The organism is Nocardia sp. BSTN01, from assembly GCF_015354405.1.
Lineage (GTDB): Bacteria > Actinomycetota > Actinomycetes > Mycobacteriales > Mycobacteriaceae > Nocardia.
This window is the reverse complement of record NZ_JADKYP010000029.1, coordinates 33,296-54,750: the sequence shown is the minus strand read 5'-3', so window position 1 is coordinate 54,750 and position 21,455 is coordinate 33,296. Positions and strand designations below refer to the sequence as shown.

Below are 21,455 nucleotides of genomic sequence, written 5' to 3'. Positions count from 1 at the left end.
CCCCCGAACACCTCTTGCTGCGGCGAGATCGGCATAACCGGCTGTCCGCCGCATCGACCGCTTCCGGAAAGAGAACGATGGCAATCACCACTGCGAACGACGCCGCGCGCAGATCCCCGGACACGGGTGACACGGCGGCGATGACGCACCGGCAGATCATGGAGGCCCTGTCCGGCCTCCTGCTGGGCTTGTTCGTCGCGATCATCTCCTCCACGATCGTGACCAATGCGCTGCCGAAGATCATCGGCACCCTGGGCGGCGGACAGTCCGCCTACACGTGGGTCGTCACCGCCTCCCTGCTCGCGTTGACCGCCACCACCCCGTTGTGGGGCAAACTCGCCGACCTGTTCAGCAAGAAGGCACTCGTCCAGATCGCTCTGCTGATCTACGTCGCCGGATCCGTGGTCGCGGGTCTGTCCCAGAATCCGGGCATGCTCATCGCCTGCCGCGCGGTGCAGGGCATCGGCGCGGGCGGTCTGTCCGCGCTGGCTCAGATCGTGATGGCCGCGATGATCTCGCCGCGCGAGCGTGGCCGCTACAGCGGCTATCTGGGCGCGGTGTTCGCGGTGGCGACCGTCGGCGGTCCGCTGCTCGGCGGTGTGATCACCGACACCAGCTGGCTGGGCTGGCGCTGGTGCTTCTACGTCGGTGTGCCGTTCGCGGTGGTCGCGCTGGTCGTGCTGCAGCGCACGCTGAACCTGCCCGTCACCAAGCGCGAGGTGAAGGTCGACTGGCTGGGTGCCTTCCTGGTCACGGCAGCGGTGTGCCTGCTGCTGGTGTGGGTCACCTTCGCCGGCGACAAGTACGCGTGGGGTTCCTGGCAGACCCTGGTGATGGTGCTCGGGGCCGTCGCGCTGGCCGTCGCATTCGTCTTCGTCGAATTGCGGGCCGCCGAGCCGATCGTGCCGATGCACCTGTTCGCCAACCGCACCATCAGCCTCGCCTCGGCCGCCTCGCTGTTCATCGGTGTCGCGATGTTCGCCGGCACGGTGTTCTTCAGCCAGTACTTCCAGCTGGCCCGCGGCGAATCGCCCACGATGTCGGGCGTCATGACCATCCCGATGATCGGCGGCCTGTTCATCTCCTCCACGGTGTCGGGTCAGATCATCACCCGCACCGGCCGGTGGAAGGCGTGGCTGGTCACCGGCGGCTTCCTGGTGACCGCCGGCCTGGGGCTGCTCGGCACCATCCGCTACGACACCAACTACTGGCTGGTGGCGATCTACATGGCGATGATGGGCCTGGGCATCGGTATGACGATGCAGAACCTGGTGCTGTGCACCCAGAACCAGGTGGCGCCGCACGAACTGGGCGCGGCCAGCTCGCTGGTCACGTTCTTCCGCAGCCTCGGTGGTGCGATCGGTGTCTCGGCGCTCGGCGCGGTGATGGCCGAGCGGGTGAAGGACTACATCAGCGACGGGCTGAGCCACCTGAACCCGGCCGCGGCCGGAGCCATGGGCGGCGGCGGCCGGATCCCGGACATCTCCGCACTGCCCAGCCCCGTCCGCACGGTCGTCGAGGACGGCTACGGTCACGGCATCGCCGACGTGTTCCTCATCGCGGCGCCCATCGCGCTGGTCGCCTTCCTGCTGACCCTGTTCATCAAGGAGGTCGCGCTGCGGACCACCGGCGCGCTGGCCCAGGCCGCCGAATCGGGGCCGGAGCCGGTGCTCTCGGCGCAGGTCATGGCCGAGGACGCCTCGGGCCTGGTGCCGGAGGAGTTCGTGAGTACCGGAATCACCATCCACGGCCGCGTCCAGGCCGGTGACGGCTCACCGGTGACGCGCACCGCGCTCACCCTGATCTCCCCCACCGGCCGCCAGATCGGCCGTGCCATCGCCCGCGGCGACGGGCACTACGCACTCGACGCACCGGAGCCCGGTTCCTATGTGCTGATCGCCTCGGCCGACGGCTTCCAGCCGCAGGCCACGCCGATCACCGTGGGCACGCGACCACTCGAACACGATGTGCGCCTGAGCGGTATGAGCGGATTGGCCGGCACCGTGCGAGCGGCGGACGACGGCACACCGGTGCCCGACGCGCTGGTGATCGTCACCGACAGCCGCGGCGACGTCCTGGCGGCGGGCGCGTCCGGTCCCGAGGGTGACTACGCGCTGACCGAACTGGTTCCCGGACCGGTGACCGTCGCGGTCAACGCCGCCACGTTCCAGCCGGTCGCGTTGCCGGCGGAGGTCGCCGGCCAGGGCATCACCCAGCTCGACGTGGTGCTCTCGCGCGGCGCCCAGCTGCGGGGTGTTGTGCACGGCGCCCACGGCCCGCTGCGCGATGCCCGGGTGACCCTCGTCGATGCGGGGGGCGCGGTGATCGACAGCACCACCACCGACGCCGACGGCAGTTACCTGTTCGCCAATCTCGCGGTCGGCGACTACACGGTGGTGGCGTCCGGCTACCCGGCGACCACCTCCACGCTCACCCTGGCCGCGGGCACCGGTGACGACCACGTGATCGAGTTGGCGCACCCGCGCGACTGATCGAGAAAGTGTGGGCGCCGGATACGAATATCCGGCGCCCACAGTCGTATTCGGGGCCCGCCGACACGTCGTACCGGTCCGGCACGGTCTGCGTTATGGACCGGGCACCGTGGCTGTCGCGCGGGCGCTATGGGCGGTGGCGGACCCGGGCGTCGGCGTAGAGGCAGATCGCGGCGGCGGCGGCCAGGTTCAGGCTTTCCGCTCGGCCGTGGATGGGGATGCGGATGCGGTGGTCGGCGCGGGCGGCGACGGCGGGGTCCAGGCCGTGCGCCTCGTTGCCGAAAAGCCATGCGGTGCCGCCGGATTCGCCCGCGGTACGCAGCAGGTCGTCGGCGTCGTCGAGATCGACTTCCCCCCGCGCGGTCGTCGCGAGCACGGTGATGTCGTGGTCGCGCAGCGCGTTCAGTACGGCATCGATATCGCGGTCGCGCGCGATCGGGACGTGGAACAGGCTGCCCGCGCAGGCGCGCACACATTTGCCGTTGTGCGGATCCACCGAATCGCCGGCCAGGACGACGCCGTCGGCGCCGACCGCGTCGGCGACGCGAATCAGAGTGCCGGCATTTCCGGGGTCGGCGATCTCGACCGGGACGGCGAGCAGGCGGGCGCCCGAGGCTACCGCTCCGGGCTCCGCGGCCACCGGCGCCCCGCGCGGCGAAACAACCTGTGCGAGCGGCCGATCCACGAGGCGGCAGACCGCGACCAAGCCCGGCGGGGTGACCGTCTCACCCAGATGTTCGGCGGCGCGCTCGCTCACCAGCGTGGTGCGCACACCCAGCGCGGCGGCCGTGGCCACCAGTTCGTGTTCGCGTTCGGCGGCACGACTGGAGTAGAACAGCTCCTCGACCCGCTCGGTATCCAGGGCCGCGGCCACGGAATTGGCGCCCTCGGCCAGGAACAGGCCGGTTTTGCGGCGCGATGCGGAGCGGTGCAGTTTGACAGCGGAAACGACCCGCGGATTGCGTTCCGACAGTTCCGGATTCGTCCGGGCGTCGGAGCCGCGCTCCGCGGGTCGTTTCGACGTGTTGGTCAACTGGTCGCAGCTCAGGCGGCCGGGGCGTTGACATCCTCCGGCAGGGCGGCCTTGGCCACCGCCACCAGGCCCGCGAACGCCTCGGCGTCGGAGACGGCGAGCTCGGCGAGGATCTTGCGGTCGACCTCGACGCCCGCGGCCTTCAGGCCCTGGATGAAGCGGTTGTAGGTGATGTCGTTGAGCCGAGCCGCGGCGTTGATGCGCGCGATCCACAGCTTGCGGAAGTCACCCTTGCGCGCCCGGCGGTCCCGGTAGGCGTAGGTGAGCGAGTGCAGCTGCTGTTCCTTGGCCTTGCGGTACAGCCGCGAGCGCTGCCCGCGGTAGCCCTTGGAGGCCTCGAGCACGGAACGGCGCTTCTTCTGAGCGTTGACGGCCCTTTTGACGCGTGCCACTGGTCAGTCCTTGTTCGATCGAGGGGCGCGGCGGCGCCCACAGGTTGGGAGAGGGAACGGTGCGCGAGCGCGCTCAGATACCGAGCAGCTTCTTCACGCGACGGACGTCAGCGGGCGCGACGACCTCCGTGCCGTCCAGACGACGAGTCCGGCGGCTGGACTTGTGCTCGAGCAGGTGGCGACGGTTCGCCTGCTGGCGCAGCAGCTTGCCGCGACCGGACACCTTGAATCGCTTCGAGGTGCCGCTGTGGCTCTTCATCTTCGGCATGGATTCCTCAATCTTGTCTCGTTCCGGCGGCATCGCGTCGTGCGATACCGCCGGTGCTGTATCGGTTTACTGCGGGCTGGCCGCTTCGGCTTCCGGCGCGGGCGCCGAACCGGCCGCAGCGTCGCCCCCAGCGGGCGCGGAACTGCCCGGCGCCGAACCACGCTGCGCGGTCTGCTGCGCGGCGGTCTGCGCCTTCACCCGGGTCTTCGCACCCTTGTGAGGTGCGAGGACCATCGTCATGTTCCGGCCGTCCTGCTTGGCGGAGGTCTCCACGAAGCCGAGGTCGGCGACATCGGAGGCCAGCCGCTGCAGCAGCCGGAAACCGAGTTCGGGACGCGACTGCTCGCGACCACGGAACATGATGGTGACCTTGACCTTGGACCCGGCCTCGAGGAACCGCATCACGTGTCCCCGCTTGGTCGCGTAGTCGTGGTCATCGATCTTCGGACGGAGCTTCTGCTCCTTGATCACGGTCTGCTGCTGGTTCTTGCGGGACTCGCGCGCCTTCTGCGCGGTCTCGTACTTGAACTTGCCGTAGTCCATGATCTTGCAGACCGGTGGACGCGCGTCCGGTGCGACCTCGACGAGGTCGAGGTCAGCCTCTTGGGCGACGCGTAGTGCATCTTCAACACGCACGATCCCCACCTGCTCACCCCCCGGTCCGATGAGTCGGACCTCGGGCACGCGGATGCGATCGTTGATGCGGGTCTCAGTGCTGATGGGGCCTCCTAGGTCAAGCGGTGTCATCCAACGACCGCGAGCAACAACTGCAACCCCATACCCAACACGAAAGCCCCGTTGCGGTATTTCACCGCCACGGGGCCCGAATGTCGACCGGTCGCCGCGGGCGTCCACCAACAGGACTGCCACCTCGACCCCGCCACGGACGGATCCGAGCGAGAACCCGCCGCATACGGCGGGTGACCGGACCATCGAACCTGGCACGCAGGCCGGCCGATGGTGGGAGTCGGGCTCCACTTACAGCCCCGAACCGGTGCACTGGATCGGTTCCAGCACAGGACCGGGGCGGTCGTCGCCGACCACTTTAACACCGCGGGCGCCCCTACTCCCAATCGGCCGCCCCCGCAACCCGTCGACGCGAACTCGATGACATGCTACGGATATGAGCGAGCATGCCGGCGACCCGTCGGCCCTGAGTGAGTCCGCGGATCAGGAAACGGTGCGGGAGCTGGCCGACATCCCCGCCGTCGAGGTGATCAGCCGGGCCGCGGTGATGCTGATGAGCTCGGCCGCCGAGAAGCTCGGCCTCGCCGACGAGGATCCCGACTCCAGCCCGCGCCGCGACCTGGACGAGGCCCGCCGCGTGATCACGGCCCTCGCCGGTCTGGTGACGGCCTCGGTCGAATATCTGGGCCCGCACGCCGGACCCATCCGCGAGGGTCTGCAGTCGCTGCAGCGGGCGTTCCGGGAGTCGTCGGCGCATCCGGATGCGCCGGGTGCGGGACCGGGCGAGAAGTACACCGGGCCGGTCTACTGAGCAGAGGTGCGCCCGCGCCGGCCGCGTCCGCCGGCGTTCCGCATCCACCGATCGCGACCGCATTCCCAGGGTGATCGCGACCGCACCCCATGGCGTCGGGCTGCGACGGTGCCGCCGAGTCGTATGGCGGCGCAGCGGGCGCCGGTACGACGGGCAGCGCCGGGCGCGCTGCGACGCACCCGCCCGCTGCTGCCGGCACGTGCGTGGCGCCGCGCCGATCACCGCACGGCGATCCCAGTGAGCAGGGTGGCGACGACGGCCTCCACCGGGGGCGGCACGAACGGGCGCGGCGTTCCCGACAGCAGCGACGACAGCACCGCGTCGTGACAGATGCCGATCAGGACCGCGGCGGCCGCATCGACGTCCGCATCGGCCGCCACTCGGCCCAGATCGCGTTCGGCGCGCAGATAGTCGACCAGCTGTTCGCGCCACATCCGTTGCCGGCCTTCCGTTTCGGCGAATCTGGCCAGGACCGTGGGCTGGGTGATCAGACCCGCGAACACGGGCAATACCGCCTGATGCAGCGCCAGCCCCTGACGCAGGCACACCGCCAGGTTCTCCGCGAGATCGCCGCTACCGGCGGCGGGCAGCGGCGGAAAACTCCGATCCACCGATTCGACATGAGACCGCAGCGCCGCGGCGAGCAGTTCCTCCTTGTCGGCGAAATGGTTGTAGAGCACCCCGTCGGACACCCCGGCGGCCCGGGCGATGGCGCGCACGGTGAGCCCGGCGGCGCCCTGTTCGGCGAACAACGTTTCAGCCGTGGCGATCAGATGGGCACGCAGATCGCGGTCGTCGCGGTCGTGCAGTGCCGCCGCCCGTCGGGGTGACATGCGACCTACGGTAGTGCGACGGTGGCGGTGACGACGCGGGAGGCCGCGCGCAACCGGACCGGGCCGTCACCGGCGAACGGCGCGAGCGCGGCGGCGACGGCTGCCCGGACCTCGGCATCGGTGCCGAAGTCGTTGCGCAGCCGGTGATATCGCACAGGCCCCCAGCCCACGACGAATTCGGTGGCATCGTCGACATCCGCGCCCCAGATGCTGTCGGTGACGACGAGTTCGTTTCCGACACCGGCGAATCCGGCCGCGCCGAGCAGGTCGGCGGTGGCCGCGGGATCGGCGAAGGCGTTGAAGCCGTGTCCCACCTCGAAACCGGGCAGATGCGCCGCGGCGGCGGCGAAGACGCCGGCGATCTCGGAGTCCGCCATGGCCGGGACCGCCACCGCGAGCCGCCCGCCGGGACCCAGCGCGCGGGCGATGTTGGTGAACGCCGCCACCGGATCGGCGAAGAACATGATGCCGAACCGGCTCGTCGCCACATCGTAGGAGCCGGGTGCGAAGCCGAACACCTGCGCATCTCCCTGCTCGAACGAAACGTTGTGCACGCCTTCGGCTTCGGCGAGCAGGCGCGCCCGCGCCAGCATCGGCCCGGAGAGGTCGACCCCGGTCGCCGAGGCCGCCCGCCGCGCCGCCGCCCGCGTCAATTGGCCATTGCCGCAACCGATGTCGAGGACGCGATCTCCCGGAGCGACCTGCGCCGCGGCCAGCAACGGCTCGTTGATCCCGGAGTTCACCGCGTCGTAACGGTCGGCGTGGCCGGCCCAGTGTTCGCCCTCGTAGCCGTTCCACGCCTCGGACTGTGCGGTGTTGACGATGTGGGTCATCACGGTCTCCTCGCGATTATTATGAACACGTGTTCATGAACGTGTGTTCATAATGGTTGACGAGTCGTTAGGCCGTCAAGATGCCGGCACATCACCATCTGCGTCGGCGCACATCGTTCGAGGTGAACGACTCCCGGGCGAAGCGGGCCGCCGAGGAACGCGGCACCGCGAGTCGGGCACGGATCAGTTGTCGCGCAGCGTGATTCGCCGAAGCGCCGCGTCCGTCTCCTCGGCGAGAAGGCCCACCAGTTCGGTCGCCGAAGCGATCGAGGTGATCCGGTCGACGGCTTGGCCCGCCCACACCGGAACGGCGGTGAGGTCGTTGCGGGCGGCGGCGTCCCGGTACTCGCGCAGGGCGATCTCGTCGGTGCGCAGTTCGTCGTCGCGCCCGCGCCACCGGTCGAGGAAGGTGTTGCGCAGCGTACGGGCGGGATATTTCTCCGGCCACGGTGCGCCGCGGGCGATGTCGAGAGTCCAGTTCACCTCGGTATCGCCGCCGGTGGCATCCACCAGGGCCTCGCCCAGTTCGGCGGGCACCAGGGCCTCGTGGGTCGCCTGGAAGCGGGTACCCACCATCGCTCCGGCCGCGCCCAGCGCCAAGGCGGCCGCGACCGCGCGACCGTCGGCGATTCCACCGGCGGCGAGGACCGGCACCGCATCCGCCAGATCGACGACCGTCGGCACGAACGACAGGGTCCCGATGCCCTGGGCGGCGCAGTGACCGCCGGCATCGCTGCCCTGCGCCACCAGCACATCCGCGCCCGCGTCCAGCGCCCGGCGCGCCTCGTCGACATCGGTGACCTGGACGATCAACACCGCACCGGCGTCCCGGACGGTCGCGGCCAAGGGCAGGGGATCGCCGAAGGACAACAGGACCGCTGCAGGATCGAACGACAGCGCATGGTCCAGTACGGTCCGGTCGATCGCCCAGCTCAGGAAGCCGATTCCCCATGGCGCGGTGGTGTTCTCGCGCACCAGTCGCAGTTCGCGCTCGACCCATTCCCGATCGCCGCGACCGCCACCGACGAGTCCCAGGCCGCCCCCCTCGGACACCGCGGCGGCCAGTGCCCCGCCCGCTTCCCCACCCATCGGCGCGGACACGATCGGGTGGCGGACGGAGAGGATTTCGGTGAATGCGGTCGGGATCGCCATACCCCGATCGTCGCAGGTGTGTGCGGCGGACGAGTGGCGGCGTGCGGACCGGTTGGTCGTTGTCGCGCTCGAGCACCACCCGTTGCTCGCGGTGACTTGCCCCAATGCGCGCAGTTTCGCCCTCGCCGCACGGTAGCCGCCTTCTATGATTCGCCGAATGTCTTCATGGGTACGTTCCAGCGGAAGACGTGACGATACCGGGGTGCAGCATGACCGCCAGAAGAGATCTGGACCACGAACTCGGCGGCCCGACCGCCGCCACGGATCTACTGACCGATCACGAGTGCGCCGACCTGTTGCTGCTGTTCACGCAGGCACGTCAGGAGGAGGCGAAGGCGCTGTCGCAGTCGGTGGACACGATGATCAGCGCCCTGCCGCGGCCACTGCGCACGCCGGCGAAGAAGATCATGTTCGGGAACCTGCTGGACTGATGACGGATCCGGTAACCCGAGCCCAGCTCATCCTGCTCGCCCGCACCCTGCACGTACCGCCGGAACGACTCGCGCATCTGGAACGGCTCGGCGCCCGGAATCTGCACGAATTACAGCAGCGGATGGCGGCGGTCGTCTTCGATCAGCATGCCGAAACCTTCAAGCGGATAAGCAGATTGGTGCCGATCATTCCGCTCGGCATCTCGATACCGCTGGTGCAGAAGCTGGTGCCGTCCGCGCTGACCGGGCGCGCGGCCGGCGCGGTGGGCGTCGACCATCCGAAGAAGGCCGCCGAAACCGTCGCGCTGCTCGGCATCGGCTACGCGGCCGACTGCGCGCCGTATCTGGATCCGCGCACGGTCGGTGAACTGGCCGATATCGCGCCGCCGGAGCCGATCGTGCAGATCGTCAACGAGGTCTTGCGCCGGCGCGACTACATCACCGCGGGGCCGTTTCTCGGCTATGCCTCGGCACGGTTGATCGAGGCCGTGGAGCGCGGCGTCCCCGACGACGAAGGCCTGATCTTCTCGGCGTCGTTCGCGTTCTCGACCAACGCCCTGACCTCAGTGCTGCGCCAGTTGCTGAACGGGCCGGCGCGCCGGATGCCGCGCATGATCCAGACCGTCCTGCACGGGTCGCCGGAATTGCGGCTGGCGGCGTTGTCGATCTTCGCGCGCTGCGACTCCGACGTTGTCGCCGACGTCGGAGATATCGTGCTGGGCGTCGGTACACCCGCAATGCTGGGCAATCTGGTGACGACCGCGATCCACGGCCGGGCGGTGCGCGATATGGCCGTCTTCTTCGACACCTTGCGTCCGGCCGCCCTGGCTTCGATGGCGGCATTACCGATCTTCACCGATACCACGGTCACCGGCGCGCTGCTGCAGGGCCTGGAGGGCTGCTCCGATCCGGCGCCCTGGCGCGGTGTGTTCGCCCTGCTGGCACAGCTCGATCCCACGATGCGGCCGGCGCTGGCGGATATGCTCGCGCAGCAGTCCGACGCCACGATCGCGGCGCTGCCCTCGCACGCCACCGAGGCCGATCTGTGGCCCGTGCTGCTGGATATCGTTGCCACCGGCTCTCATTCGGTTCAGACGCGGATCGGCAGCCGCTGGGCGATGCTGCCGCCGGAGCGCCGCGCGGGGGTGCAATGGCATCTGGACGAACGCAGCGACGACCCGCGGCTGACCACGGTGGCCGGCGCGGTGGCCGCCAGTTCGGTCTCGGTGGAAGAGGTCTTCTTCCGGCGCCGCCAGCTCGGCCGGCGCCGCGGCGCCGACAGCTGGGACGCCGTCTGATCGAGCCGGGGCCCATCGGCGCCGCAGTCACCGATCGACGTAGTTGAGAGACAACACATTCGACCAGCAGTCGCGCACCCGGCGCGACGGCACAGACATCACCCGCGCAGCGTCGGCGCAGGCGCGGCGGACCCGCTGGAAACCCCGCGGGCCCGTCGCGCGTTGCTCAGCCGACGGCAGCCGTCTTGCGACGGCCGGCGGGCTTGGCAGCCGACGACTTGGCGGCCGTCGCCTTCTTGGTCTTCGTCGTCTTCGCCGGTGCGACCGGCTTGTCGAGGACCTCGCGCAGGAACTGGCCCGTGTAGCTGTCGGCAACGGCCGCAACATCTTCCGGGGTGCCCTCTGCGATCACGGTGCCACCGCCGGAACCGCCCTCGGGACCCATATCGATCACCCAGTCGGAGGTCTTGATGACGTCCAGATTGTGTTCGATGACGATCACCGTATTGCCCTTGTCGACCAGTCCGTTGATCACCGCGAGCAGTTTGCGGATGTCCTCGAAGTGCAGGCCGGTGGTCGGCTCGTCGAGGATGTAGACCGTGCGCCCGGTCGAGCGCTTCTGCAGTTCGGCGGCCAGTTTCACGCGCTGTGCCTCACCACCGGACAAAGTCGGGGCGCTCTGGCCCAGCCGCACATATCCCAGGCCGACATCGACCAGCGTCTTGAGGTAGCGGTGGATCGAGGTGACCGGCTCGAAGAATTCGGCCGCCTCCTCGATCGACATGTCGAGCACCTCGGCGATGGTCTTGCCCTTGTAGTGCACCTCGAGGGTTTCCCGGTTGTAGCGGGCGCCGTGGCACACCTCGCAGGGCACGTACACATCCGGCAGGAAGTTCATCTCGATCTTCAACGTGCCGTCGCCGGAACAGGCCTCGCACCGCCCGCCCTTGACGTTGAAGGAGAACCGGCCCGGCTGATAGCCGCGCACCTTGGCCTCGGTGGTGGCCGCGAACAGGGTGCGGATCTTGTCGAAGACGCCGGTGTAGGTCGCCGGGTTCGAACGCGGGGTGCGCCCGATCGGCGACTGGTCGACCTGCACCAGCTTGTCGAGGTGATCGAGCCCGTTGATCCGGGTGTGCCGGCCCGGCACCTGCCGCGCGCCGTTGAGCTTGTTCGCCAGGACGGTCGCCAGAATGTCGTTGACCAGCGTCGACTTCCCGGAGCCGGAGACGCCCGTCACCGACGTCAGCACGCCGAGCGGGAAGGCCACGTCGATGCCGCGCAGATTGTGTTCATTCGCGCCGACCACGGTGAGCTGCTTCTTCTTCGACACCGGCCGGCGCACCAGCGGCACCTCGATCACCTCGCGGCCGGACAGGTAGGCGCCGGTCAGCGAATTCGGATCCTCGAGCAGGCCCGGATACGGGCCGCTGTAGACGACCTGGCCGCCGTGCTCGCCGGCCAGCGGGCCGATGTCGACGACCCAATCCGAGGAGTGGATGGTGTCCTCGTCGTGTTCGACTACGATGAGCGTGTTGCCGAGATTGCGCAGCCGCGTGAGGGTTTCGATCAGACGCCGGTTGTCGCGCTGGTGCAGGCCGATGGACGGCTCGTCCAGTACGTACAGCACACCGACCAGCCCCGAGCCGATCTGGGTGGCCAGCCGGATCCGCTGCGCTTCACCGCCGGACAGCGTCGCCGCCGCCCGCGACAGCGTCAGATATTCCAGGCCGACGTCGAGCAGGAAGCCCAGCCGGGCCTGGATCTCCTTGAGTACCTGGCCGGCGATCGCGGCCTCCCGCTCCCCCAGCGCGAGCGAGTTCAGGAAACGTGAGCAGTCGCGGATCGAGAGATCACACACCTCGGCGATGGAGCGGCGTCCGCCCTCGGCGTTGAGGGTGACGGCCAGGATCTCCGGACGCAGCCGCGCACCGCTACAGACCGGGCACGGCACATCGCGCATGTACCCGTCGTAGTGCTCCTTCATCTGCTCGGATTCGGTGCTCTCCAGCCGCCGCTGCAGGAACGGCATCACGCCCTCGAAATCGGCGTAATAGGACCGCTTGCGGCCGTAGCGGTTGGTGTAGGACACGTGCACCTGGTCGGAACTGCCCTCGAGCACCGCCTTACGGGCCTTGAGCGGCAACGTGTTCCACGGCGCGTCCATCGAGAAGCCGATCGCCTCGGACAGCCCGGACAGCAGCCGGTTGAAGTATTCGGCGGTCTGCCCGCGCGACCACGGGGCGATCGCGCCGTCGTTGAGGCTCAGTTCCGGATCGGGTACCACCAGATCCGGATCGACCTCCTTGCGAATGCCGAGACCGGTGCAGTCCGGGCAGGCGCCGTAGGGCGAGTTGAAGGAGAACGATCGCGGTTCCAGGTCCTCGATATCGAGCGGGTGACCGTTCGGGCAGGCCAGCTTCTCGGAGAACCGCCGCTCGCGGTCGTGTGCGTGCTCGTCGCGGTCGACGAAGTCCAGGACCACGATGCCGTCGGCCAGCCGCAGCGCCGTCTCGATCGAATCGGTCAGTCGCTGTTTGGAAGTCGGCTTCACCGCCAGCCGGTCGATCACGACCTCGATGTCGTGCTTCTCCTGCTTCTTCAGCTTCGGCGGCTCGGTGAGCGGATACACCACGCCGTCGACGCGCACCCGGGAGTAGCCCTGGGTGTTGAGCTGGTCGAACAGGTCCACGAATTCGCCCTTGCGGGTCCGCACCACCGGGGCCAGCACCTGGAAGCGGGTGCCCGGCTCCATCTCCAGCACCTGATCCACGATCTGCTGCGGGGTCTGCTTGGCGATCAGCTCACCGCAGACCGGGCAGTGCGGCGTTCCGGCGCGGGCATACAGCAGGCGTAGATAGTCGTAGACCTCGGTGATGGTGCCGACGGTCGAGCGCGGGTTGCGGTTGGTCGACTTCTGGTCGATCGAGACCGCCGGGGAGAGACCCTCGATGAAATCCACATCGGGCTTGTCCATCTGCCCCAGGAACTGGCGCGCGTAGGCCGACAGCGATTCGACGTAGCGGCGCTGGCCCTCGGCGAAGATGGTGTCGAAGGCGAGGCTCGATTTACCGGACCCGGAGAGTCCGGTGAACACGATGAGGCTGTCCCGTGGCAGGTCGAGGTCCACTCCCTTCAGGTTGTGCTCCCGAGCTCCGCGCACGGTCAACAGATCCGCCACCGGCTGTCCCTTCTCGATCGAAATTCGGCGTCCAGAATCTCCCCGGACGCCATGCTAGGCACACCCACCGACAAGTTCGGCGACACGCCGCGAGCGGACCCTCCGGCACCGCCCCGAGCGGGCCCGCTGTCACGCCGGACCGAGCACCACCACGGAGTTGTGCCCGCCCATACCGAGCGAGGTCTTCACCGTGAATCCGCCGTCGAACGGGGTGGGTCCGTCCAGCAGGCGAGGATGCGCCTCGGCCACGATCGGCGGCGCCACCACGACGCCGCGCTCGTAACCCAGGGCCGTCGCCGCGATCTCGACGCCGGCCGCCGCACCCATGCAATGTCCGGTCAGCGGCTTGATCGAATAGACCTGCGGGCGGTCGTCGAAGATCCGCGCCAGCACGGCCCGTTCGGCCACATCACACTGCCGGGTTCCCGGACCGTGGGCGTTGTAGTAACTCACGTCCCCGGGGCGCACCCCGGCCCGGTCCAGGGCCCGGTGCGTACAGTCCAGTATCCGCTCCAGACCGGGGTCCACGGACACGACGTGATAAGCGTCATTGGTCATCGCCCCGCCGAGCATCGCGCAGTACGGCCGCTCCACCTGCCGGGAGACCACGAACGCCACCGATGCCTCGCCGAAGCTGAACCCGCGGCTGCCCTCCTGGAACGGCCGGCACGCCTCCAGCGGATCGGCGTCGATCACCGCCGCGCCCATCTGCACGAAGTGGTGGACCATATCGGGGCTCGACGACAGGTCGGTGGTCACGCATACGACGTCGTCGGCGAAACCCTGATCCAGCCACATCTGCGCCGTGATCAGCGCGACGTTGGCCGAACTGCAGGCCGCCGAGACGTTCATCGACGGTCCGTGGAAGCCGAACTCCTGCATCAGCAGCGAAATCGGGGTCGACGGCAGCAGCCGCAGATAGTCGCGGGAACGACGGCGGCTGTCGTCGGTGAGGTAGAAATCCTCCCAGTCGCGGACATCGCCGAGCACGATCGCGTGGATCACCCCGACGGTGCCGCCCGGACGCCAGCCTCGTTCGGCCGCATCGGCGATCGCCTCGCGCGCGGCCTCCTGCACCGCGCGGGCGTAGCGGCTCGGACTGAGCGACTCGTCGCCGCCCTCGGGTACCAGCGCAACCCACGCGTATTCGTCGCGATCGGGACCGTAGCCGGGGTAGAGCCGGGCGGCCGCCTTACCGGTGTGCAGACCGCGCCACAGCGTTTCCCGGCCCCAGCCGTAACCGCTGACCACGCCGATACCTGCGATCGGCATACGATCTTGATATTCTCGAGTTGATATCGGGGTTGTGTTCGGCATTCGCGCTCCTACACCCTGCCTGGGCTACTGCCTCCGGCGTCACACCCGGTCCGGTCCCCCGACCGGACCGAACCCGAACCCGAACCCGACAGCGTACCCTCCGCCGTTACCGCGGGAACGGGCACCTGTCATGATCACTCACAGGCCCGATTAGAACCTGAACTGTGACCGAACCAATACCGTCCGCACTGTGATCCGCGGTACGTCACCATCAGAATGATCCCGTGCGCCAATTGACCTGACAGACCATGATCAGGGGGTTACATGTGGTTGAGGCAGGTGAGAACCGGTCCGACGGCGTGATGGACGCCGAACAACTCGCCCAGCGGTACCGCACGCTGGTCGAGCACAGTCCCGACGGTGTCGTCGTGCACGAGGACGGCGTCGTCGTCTTCGCCAATCCGGCGATCGTGCGGCTGCTGGCCGCCCCGGGAGTGGACGAGGTGGTCGGACATCCGGTCGCCCAGTTCGTGGCGCATCGCGACGTGCCGGCGATGCTCGAGCGCATCGACCGGCTGCATCAGACCGGCGACGCGTCCGAAACAGCGGAAATGACCCTGATTCGCTGCGACGGCCAGGCCGTCGACGTCGAGACGGTCTCGGTGCTCACCGTCTGGCAGAACCGGCTCGCCTATCAGGTGGTGATCCACGACCTCACCGCGCAACGCCGGGCCGAGGCCGCGCAACGCCGGGCCGAACACCATTTCACGGCCGTGGTGTCGCAACTCGAGGAGGGTGTGGTCGTCATCGACCGCGAGGGCCGGATCGAATCGATCAATCCGGCGGCGCTGCGCATCTTCGGTCAGGACGGCGACAATCTGATCGGCCGCCGCATCGATTCGCTGCCGCTGACGCTGTTGGACGCGAACGCCCAGCCGCTGGCTCCGAGCCATCACCCGGTGGCGCGGACGCTGGCCACCGGGGAAACCATCTCCCGCTACGTGTTCGGTGTGGACCGCCCGGACGGGCAGCGACGCTGGCTGTCGGGTTCGAGCCGGTTGCTCAACCCCGGCGCACCCGACTCACCGGCCGTCTCCTCGTTCAACGACGTCACCGAATTCCGTGCCAGCCGAAGGCAATTGGAGTATCAGGCGACCCACGATCCACTCACCGGGCTGGCGAATCGGTCGCTGGTGCTCTCGCGGCTGGCGACCGCGCTGGGTGTCGACGAACAGTCACCGGTGTCGAACGTGCTGTTCATCGACCTCGACGGATTCAAGGCCATCAACGACACCCTGGGCCACGCGATCGGCGATACCGTGCTGCAGATCGTGGCCCAGCGCCTGCAGCGCGGCCTGCGCACCGACGACGTGGTGGGCCGCATCGGCGGCGACGAATTCCTGGTGCTGCTGTCCGGCCGTACCCAGCCGGAGGATCTGGACGGACTGATCGCCCGGCTGCGCCAGACGATGGCCGAGCCGATCATCGCGCGCGGTCACCGCATCCACATCGAGGCCTCGATCGGCGTCACCGCGCTGCGCCCGGGTGATCCGCGCACTCCCGAAGCGGTGCTGCACGACGCGGATCTGGCGATGTACCGTGCCAAGCCGGCAACCTCCGAGAGCAACGCGCTGGGACGGCGGCCGAACAACACCCACGCCTCCTGAAAGACCCGCAGATGATCCTCGAACACGCGCTGCTGCCTGTCGTGCCCGATCGCACGGCCGAATTCGAGGCGGCGTTCGAGCAGGCGCGCCCCCTGATCGCCCGGGCGCCCGGGTTCCGGTCGCTGACGCTGTCGAAATCCGCCGAGTCGCCGCACACGTATCTGCTGCTGGTGGAGTGGGAGCAACTCAGCGATCACACCGAGGGCTTCCGCGGCTCTGCGGACTATCGGGAGTGGAAGCGCCTCCTCCATCACTTCTACGATCCGTTCCCGGTAGTGCAACATTTCACTACCGTGTTCGCGGCGCGTTCACCTGGGACTACGGCGAGTCCGACGAACCCCCACTAGACTCGACGATTCCGTTCTCTTCGCGCGCGGCCCGCTCGGCCCCTGTGGTGACAAGGAGTTCCGTTTTGCCCGACCGCCTCACCGAGGATCGCCCCGCCACCGATCGCGCCGCCGAACTGGAGCGGGAGCAGAGCTATCTCACCCTGCTGTATCAGCGGCTGGACGGTATGCGCGAATACGCCCAGCGCCGCCTGCGGACGGTACTGCTGGAGACCGGCGGCACCCCGCAGGCCCGCAGCGAACGCGAATCGTTCACCCAGCTCTACTCCGAGGATCTGGCCAAATACGACGCCGCCGAGAACGGGCTGTGCTTCGGCCGGATCGATCTGACCGCGGAGAACACGGAGGACACCGGCGACGCGAGTGCCGAGGGCGAGTACCGCTACATCGGCCGCCTCGGCATCCTCGACGAGGACGACGACTACAACACCCTCCTGCTCGACTGGCGGGCCCCGCTGGCCCGGCCGTTCTACCTCGCGACCACCGCCGCCCCCGACGGCGTGACTCGGCGCCGGCACATCCGCTCGCGCAATCGCGCCGTGACCGGAATCAGCGACGAATACCTCGATCTGGAGATGGCGCGCCGCGCCGGCGCGATCGAGTCCGACGACGGCGGCGTCGGCAGTGAGAGCGCCCTTCTCACCGCCCTGAACGCGGCGCGCACCGGCCATATGACCGATATCGTCGAGACGATCCAGAGCGAGCAGGACGCCATCATCCGCTCCGAACACCGCAGCGTCCTGGTGGTCCAGGGCGGGCCGGGTACCGGAAAGACCGCGGTCGCATTGCACCGCGCGGCGTATCTGCTCTACACCTACCGTCAGCAGCTCGACAAGGCCGGTGTGCTGATCATCGGCCCCAATTCCACCTTTCTCGACTACATCGGCCAGGTGCTGCCGTCGCTGGGCGAGACCGGTGTGCTGCTGTCCACGATCGGCAATCTGTATCCGGGAGTCGAAGCGACACTGGAGGATTCGCTGCGCGCGGGCGAACTCAAGGGTTCGCTCGACATGCTCGATGTGCTGAAGAAGGCGGTGCGCGACCGGCAGGAGGTGCCGCGCGACCCGGTCCGCCTCGACTTCGACGGGTACGAGCTGACGCTGGATCGCAAGATCGCCACCCGCGCTCGCGGCCGGGCCCGCTCCTCGTGCCGCCCGCACAACCTCGCCCGCCCGATCTTCGCCGCCTCGGTGGTGGACGCGCTGACCGACCAGCTGGCGCAGATCATCGGCAAGGACCAGTTCGCCGACACCGTCGACGAGGCCGATGCCGCCGCCGGGCGCCGCCCGTCGAACACCGGGCGCAATCTGCTGAGCCAGGCCGACCTGACCGAGATCCGTGACGAGATGCGCGCGGACGCCGGCATTCAGCGCGCGATCGCGCAGTTGTGGCCGATCCTGACCCCGCAGCAGGTGCTCGCCGATCTGTGGGCCGAGCCCGAGCGGCTGGCGCATGCCGCGGACCGGCTCAGCGCCGAGGACCGCAAGGAGCTGTTCCACGCCCTCGACCCGGCGAGCGGGCCCGCATTCGCGGCCGCGGACGCGCCGCTACTCGACGAGCTGGCCGAACTGCTGGGCATCGACGACGCCGAGGAACGGGAGCGCTCACGGCGGCGGTGGCGCGCGCAACTGGCCGAGGCGCAGGAGGCGCTCGACATCCTGACCGGTTCGGCGCCGCAGGACCTCGAGGACGATCTGGATCCGGAAATCCTGATGGCCTACGACCTGATCGACGCCGGCCAGCTCGCCGAACGCCAGCATGTGCGCAACCGCCAGACGACCGCCGAGCGGGCCGCCGGTGATCGCAGCTGGACCTACGGGCACGTGATCATCGACGAGGCGCAGGAGCTGTCGGAGATGGCGTGGCGAATGGTGATGCGGCGCATTCCGAATCGCTGGGTAACGGTGGTCGGCGATGTGGCGCAGACGGGCGATCCCGCGGGCGCATCGTCATGGCAGCGGATGCTGGAACCCTATGTCGCACAGCGCTGGAAGCTCACGGAACTGACGGTCAACTACCGCACGCCCGCCGAGATCATGGCGGTGGCCGCCGATGTGCTGGCGGCGATCGATCCGGAGGCGACCATCCCGCGATCGGTCCGGGAATCCGGCTTTCCGCCGCAGGCCGTGCAGGTGGCGGCCGGCGGTTCGCTGGCCGCGGTCACCGAACTCGTCGCCGCCGAGGCCGGTAAGCCGGGAATCACCGCCGTTCTGGCCCCGCATGCGACGGTGAGCGAATTCGCCTCGCTGGCGGGCGATTCCGTGCAGGTGCTGACGGTGGCGGAGGTGAAGGGCCTGGAGTTCGACGCGGTCGTGCTGGTGGAACCGCAGGCCATCCTGGACGAATCGCCGCGCGGGCTCAACGATCTGTACGTGGCGCTCACCCGTGCCACCCAGCGATTATCGGTGGTTCACACCGGCACGCTGCCCGAGGTCCTCGGCGCATTGCGCTGAGGCCCCGGGCGGCCGGTCATGCGAATGTCAGCGAACGGTGTGCACGATCAGGACGTCGCTGCGCGACTTGCGGGCGACGTCGGAGGGCACCGAACCGAGCAGACGCCCGGCCAGGGTGTTGAGGCCGCGGTTACCGACGACCAGCAGATCGGCCTCCACCTCCTTGACCAGGTTCAGCAGCGATTCCACGGGTTCGCCGACGACGGCCCGCTCCACGATGTTGGCCGCCCCGGCGGCGACCGCCTTGTCCCGCGCGACCCGCAGGATCTCGTTGGTGGGGGCCGAGCCGCGTACCTGGTAGGCCTCGTCCTTGAGGACGTCGGCCGCGGCGGCCACATCGCGGTCGTCGGTCGGGTAGTACGCGCACGCGACGTACAGGGTGGCGCCCGCGTCGCCGGCCAGCGCGGCAGCCTTCTCGACAGCGACGTACGACGAATCCGAGCCATCGGTACCGACGACAATGGACCGGTAGGCGGTCATCTTTCCTCCAAACGTACAAGTGGGCGGATGCCTGCGCGCAATTCCGGAGCAGAAACCCGCGCGGGCAACTGCGCTAGACCATAACCGTTATCGCGCCGGAATCATCGACAATCGCAATACATCACATCGGTGCGCCCCGCGATCCGCAGGACACATTAGCCGGCCGGGCGGCCGCGCGACCCGTCTCACCAGCGCCGATCCCGAAACCGGCCACATCGCTCTGCGATCGTCGTCGCACTGGCGAACCCGGTTGTGGCCCTGGGATTTTCGTCACAGAAGGGTTTCCCGCAATTGCACGGACCGCGATTGCCCGGATGCACAGAGCGCACCCGGGCGTGATGGTGAGAAATCACAATTCACGGCGGCGAGAACCGATTCCGGCGGTTTCCGGATGCGCGAGGGAATAACCGCCGAATGATGAATGCGGGTCGTTCCGCGTTCATCCGAGGTGGAATAACGGTCCGGTGATTGTGGCGCCGAGATCGTCGACATGGGCGAAGAAGGCGAACAACATCAGGGCAGCACCGGCCAATGCCAGATCCTTGTTGAAATGAATCATCTCGCCCTGTTTGGCCTGAGCATCGGATTCCTTCCAGAAGGGGTGCATCAGGAATGCGGTCGGCAGCAGGAAGACGAACAGCAGCAACGCACCCAGATCGGCCCACACTCCGAGCAGCACGCTCAAGGCGCCGAGCAGCAGGACCACGCCCGAACCCAGCACCGCCCCCTTCGCCATCGGAACACCCTTGCTGCGGGCGTAGCCGGTCATCGCGTCGGCCTGGGTCAGATGCCCGATCGCCGAACTCGCGAACAATATGACGAACAGAATGCGCCCGATCAGCACCAGAACACTCATCGCCAACTCCTCTGTCGGCCGGCGGCACCGCCGCCGGGCTGGTAGTACAGCATTCAACTACTTATGTGTTCGGATATTCCCGGAACCGGAGTGGCCGAAACGAATCAGCGATCCGGCGCCGGATCGCCGGGTGAGGCGTGGTGTGACAGTAGCGATGCGCGTGCGTATTCCAGCGGCGCCATTCCGATTTCGTTCGCGAATTCGCGGCTGAAATGGGCCTGATCGAAATAGCCGAGTTCCAGCGCCAGCGTCGCCAGATCGTCGGTGCGGCCCTGTGCCAGCAGTTGTGCGCCGTCCTGGAGGCGATAGCGGCGCAGCACCCATTTCGGCCCGGCGCCGACGTAGCGGCGGAACAGGCGTTGCAGGGTGCGGATCGGAATGTCGAAACGGGCGGTGACCTGATCGACCCGGGTCAGCTCGGGATCGGCTTCCATCGCGGCGATGATCCGTAACACCAGCAGGTAGTTGTCGTTGGGCGTGCGGCGGCGCGCGGCGCGGGCGAGGTAGGCGTCGACGATGTCACGGCGCTCCTCGGCGCTGTCGGTCGCCAGCACGCGTTCGGTCAGGCCCGCGGCCTCCGGCAGCACCTCGGTCAGTTCGATCGTGGTATCGCGCAGGGCGCCGACGTCGATGCCGGTGAAGGCGCCGAAGCCGCCGGGACGGAATTTGGCGGCGAAGGTTTCCCCCTCCCCCGTCAGTTCCCGCACGAATTTGCCGGTGGTCACACCGTTGACGAATCCGCCGGTGCGGGTGGCGGACCGCTCGAAGCTGACGTTGACCGAGGGGAACGGCAGCACCTGCGCCTGATAGGGCGGCCGGCCGCGCAGATCCCAGGAGACCGACCAATACCATTCGACGAATTCGGCCGTGTGCGGGCCGGCCGGCAGCCGGATCAGCCTGCGGTGACGCTCCTGTTCGCGGGGATGCAGGATGCCCTTGGTGACCTCCGGCGGAGGCACCGGAACCGGATGCAGCGCAGCGCCTTTCGCGCGCTCGTCACCGGTCGGCACGGCCCGTCTCCCACCGCGGATGAGGCTGTCGCTT

General features: G+C 68.5%; 19 protein-coding genes. 7 read left to right on the top strand and 12 right to left on the bottom strand.

Going from position 1 to position 21,455, the window contains the following annotated elements; translation table 11 throughout:
• Nucleotides 1-77 precede the first annotated feature (77 nt).
• Nucleotides 78-2,492 carry an MFS transporter gene (locus tag IRT45_RS22105; RefSeq protein WP_228534763.1) on the top strand — a complete coding sequence of 805 codons (2,415 nt, stop codon included), beginning with the start codon at nt 78-80 and terminating at the stop codon, nt 2,490-2,492.
• A 127-nt stretch (nt 2,493-2,619) separates the two neighbouring features.
• Here IRT45_RS22105 and IRT45_RS22100 read toward each other — a convergent pair whose 3' ends face one another.
• The 4 genes from IRT45_RS22100 to infC form a co-directional block, all read right to left on the bottom strand.
• A complete protein-coding gene (locus IRT45_RS22100) occupies nt 2,620-3,465 on the bottom strand; it encodes an RNA methyltransferase (protein WP_194807766.1) in 846 nt (281 codons plus the stop codon).
• Nucleotides 3,466-3,536: 71 nt separating this feature from the next.
• Nucleotides 3,537-3,917, bottom strand: coding sequence for a 50S ribosomal protein L20 (gene rplT, locus IRT45_RS22095; protein ID WP_025348785.1), 381 nt, complete (start codon nt 3,915-3,917; stop codon nt 3,537-3,539).
• Nucleotides 3,918-3,990: 73 nt separating this feature from the next.
• A complete protein-coding gene (rpmI, locus tag IRT45_RS22090; protein ID WP_030518931.1) occupies nt 3,991-4,185 on the bottom strand; it encodes a 50S ribosomal protein L35 in 195 nt (64 codons plus the stop codon).
• A gap of 66 nt (nt 4,186-4,251) precedes the next feature.
• Nucleotides 4,252-4,932, bottom strand: a complete 681-nt coding sequence (gene infC, locus IRT45_RS22085; protein WP_036500642.1) for a translation initiation factor IF-3 — start codon at nt 4,930-4,932, stop codon at nt 4,252-4,254.
• A 376-nt stretch (nt 4,933-5,308) separates the two neighbouring features.
• On the opposite strand from infC, the gene IRT45_RS22080 reads away from it, so the two are divergent.
• Complete coding sequence (locus IRT45_RS22080; RefSeq protein ID WP_051042309.1) at nt 5,309-5,683, top strand: DUF1844 domain-containing protein; 375 nt, start codon at nt 5,309-5,311, stop codon at nt 5,681-5,683.
• A gap of 218 nt (nt 5,684-5,901) precedes the next feature.
• On the opposite strand, the gene IRT45_RS22075 is transcribed toward IRT45_RS22080, so the two are convergent.
• From IRT45_RS22075 to IRT45_RS22065, 3 genes are all read right to left on the bottom strand, one after another.
• Nucleotides 5,902-6,516, bottom strand: coding sequence for a TetR/AcrR family transcriptional regulator (locus IRT45_RS22075; protein WP_194807737.1), 615 nt, complete (start codon nt 6,514-6,516; stop codon nt 5,902-5,904).
• 5 nt (nt 6,517-6,521) lie between these two features.
• Nucleotides 6,522-7,349, bottom strand: coding sequence for a class I SAM-dependent methyltransferase (locus IRT45_RS22070; RefSeq protein WP_194807736.1), 828 nt, complete (start codon nt 7,347-7,349; stop codon nt 6,522-6,524).
• A gap of 183 nt (nt 7,350-7,532) precedes the next feature.
• Nucleotides 7,533-8,501: a nitronate monooxygenase family protein gene (locus IRT45_RS22065; protein ID WP_194807735.1), complete on the bottom strand. Its 969-nt coding sequence runs from the start codon at nt 8,499-8,501 to the stop codon at nt 7,533-7,535.
• Between the two features lie 209 nt (nt 8,502-8,710).
• Between IRT45_RS22065 and IRT45_RS22060 the strand changes: the two genes are divergently transcribed.
• Together IRT45_RS22060 and IRT45_RS22055 are read left to right on the top strand one after the other, a co-directional pair.
• Entirely contained in the window at nt 8,711-8,932 is a 222-nt protein-coding gene (locus IRT45_RS22060; RefSeq protein ID WP_194807734.1) for a hypothetical protein, read from the top strand.
• Entirely contained in the window at nt 8,932-10,230 is a 1,299-nt protein-coding gene (locus tag IRT45_RS22055) for a hypothetical protein (protein ID WP_194807733.1), read from the top strand. Before IRT45_RS22060 ends, IRT45_RS22055 begins: the two co-directional genes overlap by 1 nt.
• A 166-nt stretch (nt 10,231-10,396) precedes the next feature.
• Here IRT45_RS22055 and uvrA read toward each other — a convergent pair whose 3' ends face one another.
• Both uvrA and IRT45_RS22045 read right to left on the bottom strand, forming a co-directional pair.
• Nucleotides 10,397-13,351, bottom strand: coding sequence for an excinuclease ABC subunit UvrA (gene uvrA / locus IRT45_RS22050; protein ID WP_194807732.1), 2,955 nt, complete (start codon nt 13,349-13,351; stop codon nt 10,397-10,399).
• A gap of 129 nt (nt 13,352-13,480) precedes the next feature.
• Nucleotides 13,481-14,623 carry a beta-ketoacyl synthase N-terminal-like domain-containing protein gene (locus IRT45_RS22045; RefSeq protein WP_194807731.1) on the bottom strand — a complete coding sequence of 381 codons (1,143 nt, stop codon included), beginning with the start codon at nt 14,621-14,623 and terminating at the stop codon, nt 13,481-13,483.
• Between the two features lie 311 nt (nt 14,624-14,934).
• Here IRT45_RS22045 and IRT45_RS22040 point away from each other — a divergent pair, with 311 nt between their 5' ends.
• The 3 genes from IRT45_RS22040 to IRT45_RS22030 all read left to right on the top strand — a co-directional run bounded on the left by IRT45_RS22040 (nt 14,935) and on the right by IRT45_RS22030 (nt 19,075).
• Complete coding sequence (locus IRT45_RS22040) at nt 14,935-16,275, top strand: diguanylate cyclase domain-containing protein (protein ID WP_309241093.1); 1,341 nt, start codon at nt 14,935-14,937, stop codon at nt 16,273-16,275.
• Nucleotides 16,276-16,286: 11 nt separating this feature from the next.
• Nucleotides 16,287-16,622, top strand: coding sequence for an antibiotic biosynthesis monooxygenase (locus IRT45_RS22035; RefSeq protein WP_194807729.1), 336 nt, complete (start codon nt 16,287-16,289; stop codon nt 16,620-16,622).
• A gap of 65 nt (nt 16,623-16,687) precedes the next feature.
• Nucleotides 16,688-19,075 carry an ATP-binding domain-containing protein gene (locus IRT45_RS22030; protein ID WP_228534762.1) on the top strand — a complete coding sequence of 796 codons (2,388 nt, stop codon included), beginning with the start codon at nt 16,688-16,690 and terminating at the stop codon, nt 19,073-19,075.
• 27 nt (nt 19,076-19,102) lie between these two features.
• Here IRT45_RS22030 and IRT45_RS22025 read toward each other — a convergent pair whose 3' ends face one another.
• The 3 genes from IRT45_RS22025 to IRT45_RS22015 form a co-directional block, all read right to left on the bottom strand.
• Entirely contained in the window at nt 19,103-19,555 is a 453-nt protein-coding gene (locus IRT45_RS22025) for a universal stress protein (protein ID WP_063007845.1), read from the bottom strand.
• A 439-nt stretch (nt 19,556-19,994) separates the two neighbouring features.
• Nucleotides 19,995-20,411: a DoxX family membrane protein gene (locus IRT45_RS22020; protein WP_194807728.1), complete on the bottom strand. Its 417-nt coding sequence runs from the start codon at nt 20,409-20,411 to the stop codon at nt 19,995-19,997.
• A 104-nt stretch (nt 20,412-20,515) separates the two neighbouring features.
• A complete protein-coding gene (locus IRT45_RS22015; RefSeq protein WP_309241092.1) occupies nt 20,516-21,421 on the bottom strand; it encodes a helix-turn-helix domain-containing protein in 906 nt (301 codons plus the stop codon).
• Nucleotides 21,422-21,455 lie beyond the last annotated feature (34 nt).

Bases quoted from the DNA above. Each gene is read 5' to 3' on its own strand.
- IRT45_RS22045 (WP_194807731.1), bottom strand. From the start codon at position 14,623: ATGCCGATCGCAGGTATCGGCGTGGTCAGCGGTTACGGCTGGGGCCGG.
- IRT45_RS22080 (WP_051042309.1), top strand. From the start codon at position 5,309: ATGAGCGAGCATGCCGGCGACCCGTCGGCCCTGAGTGAGTCCGCGGAT.
- IRT45_RS22075 (WP_194807737.1), bottom strand. From the start codon at position 6,516: ATGTCACCCCGACGGGCGGCGGCACTGCACGACCGCGACGACCGCGAT.
- IRT45_RS22020 (WP_194807728.1), bottom strand. From the start codon at position 20,411: ATGAGTGTTCTGGTGCTGATCGGGCGCATTCTGTTCGTCATATTGTTC.
- infC (WP_036500642.1), bottom strand. From the start codon at position 4,932: ATGACACCGCTTGACCTAGGAGGCCCCATCAGCACTGAGACCCGCATC.
- IRT45_RS22055 (WP_194807733.1), top strand. From the start codon at position 8,932: ATGACGGATCCGGTAACCCGAGCCCAGCTCATCCTGCTCGCCCGCACC.
- rpmI (WP_030518931.1), bottom strand. From the start codon at position 4,185: ATGCCGAAGATGAAGAGCCACAGCGGCACCTCGAAGCGATTCAAGGTG.
- IRT45_RS22070 (WP_194807736.1), bottom strand. From the start codon at position 7,349: ATGACCCACATCGTCAACACCGCACAGTCCGAGGCGTGGAACGGCTAC.
- IRT45_RS22025 (WP_063007845.1), bottom strand. From the start codon at position 19,555: ATGACCGCCTACCGGTCCATTGTCGTCGGTACCGATGGCTCGGATTCG.
- IRT45_RS22065 (WP_194807735.1), bottom strand. From the start codon at position 8,501: ATGGCGATCCCGACCGCATTCACCGAAATCCTCTCCGTCCGCCACCCG.
- IRT45_RS22060 (WP_194807734.1), top strand. From the start codon at position 8,711: ATGACCGCCAGAAGAGATCTGGACCACGAACTCGGCGGCCCGACCGCC.
- IRT45_RS22035 (WP_194807729.1), top strand. From the start codon at position 16,287: ATGATCCTCGAACACGCGCTGCTGCCTGTCGTGCCCGATCGCACGGCC.
- IRT45_RS22105 (WP_228534763.1), top strand. From the start codon at position 78: ATGGCAATCACCACTGCGAACGACGCCGCGCGCAGATCCCCGGACACG.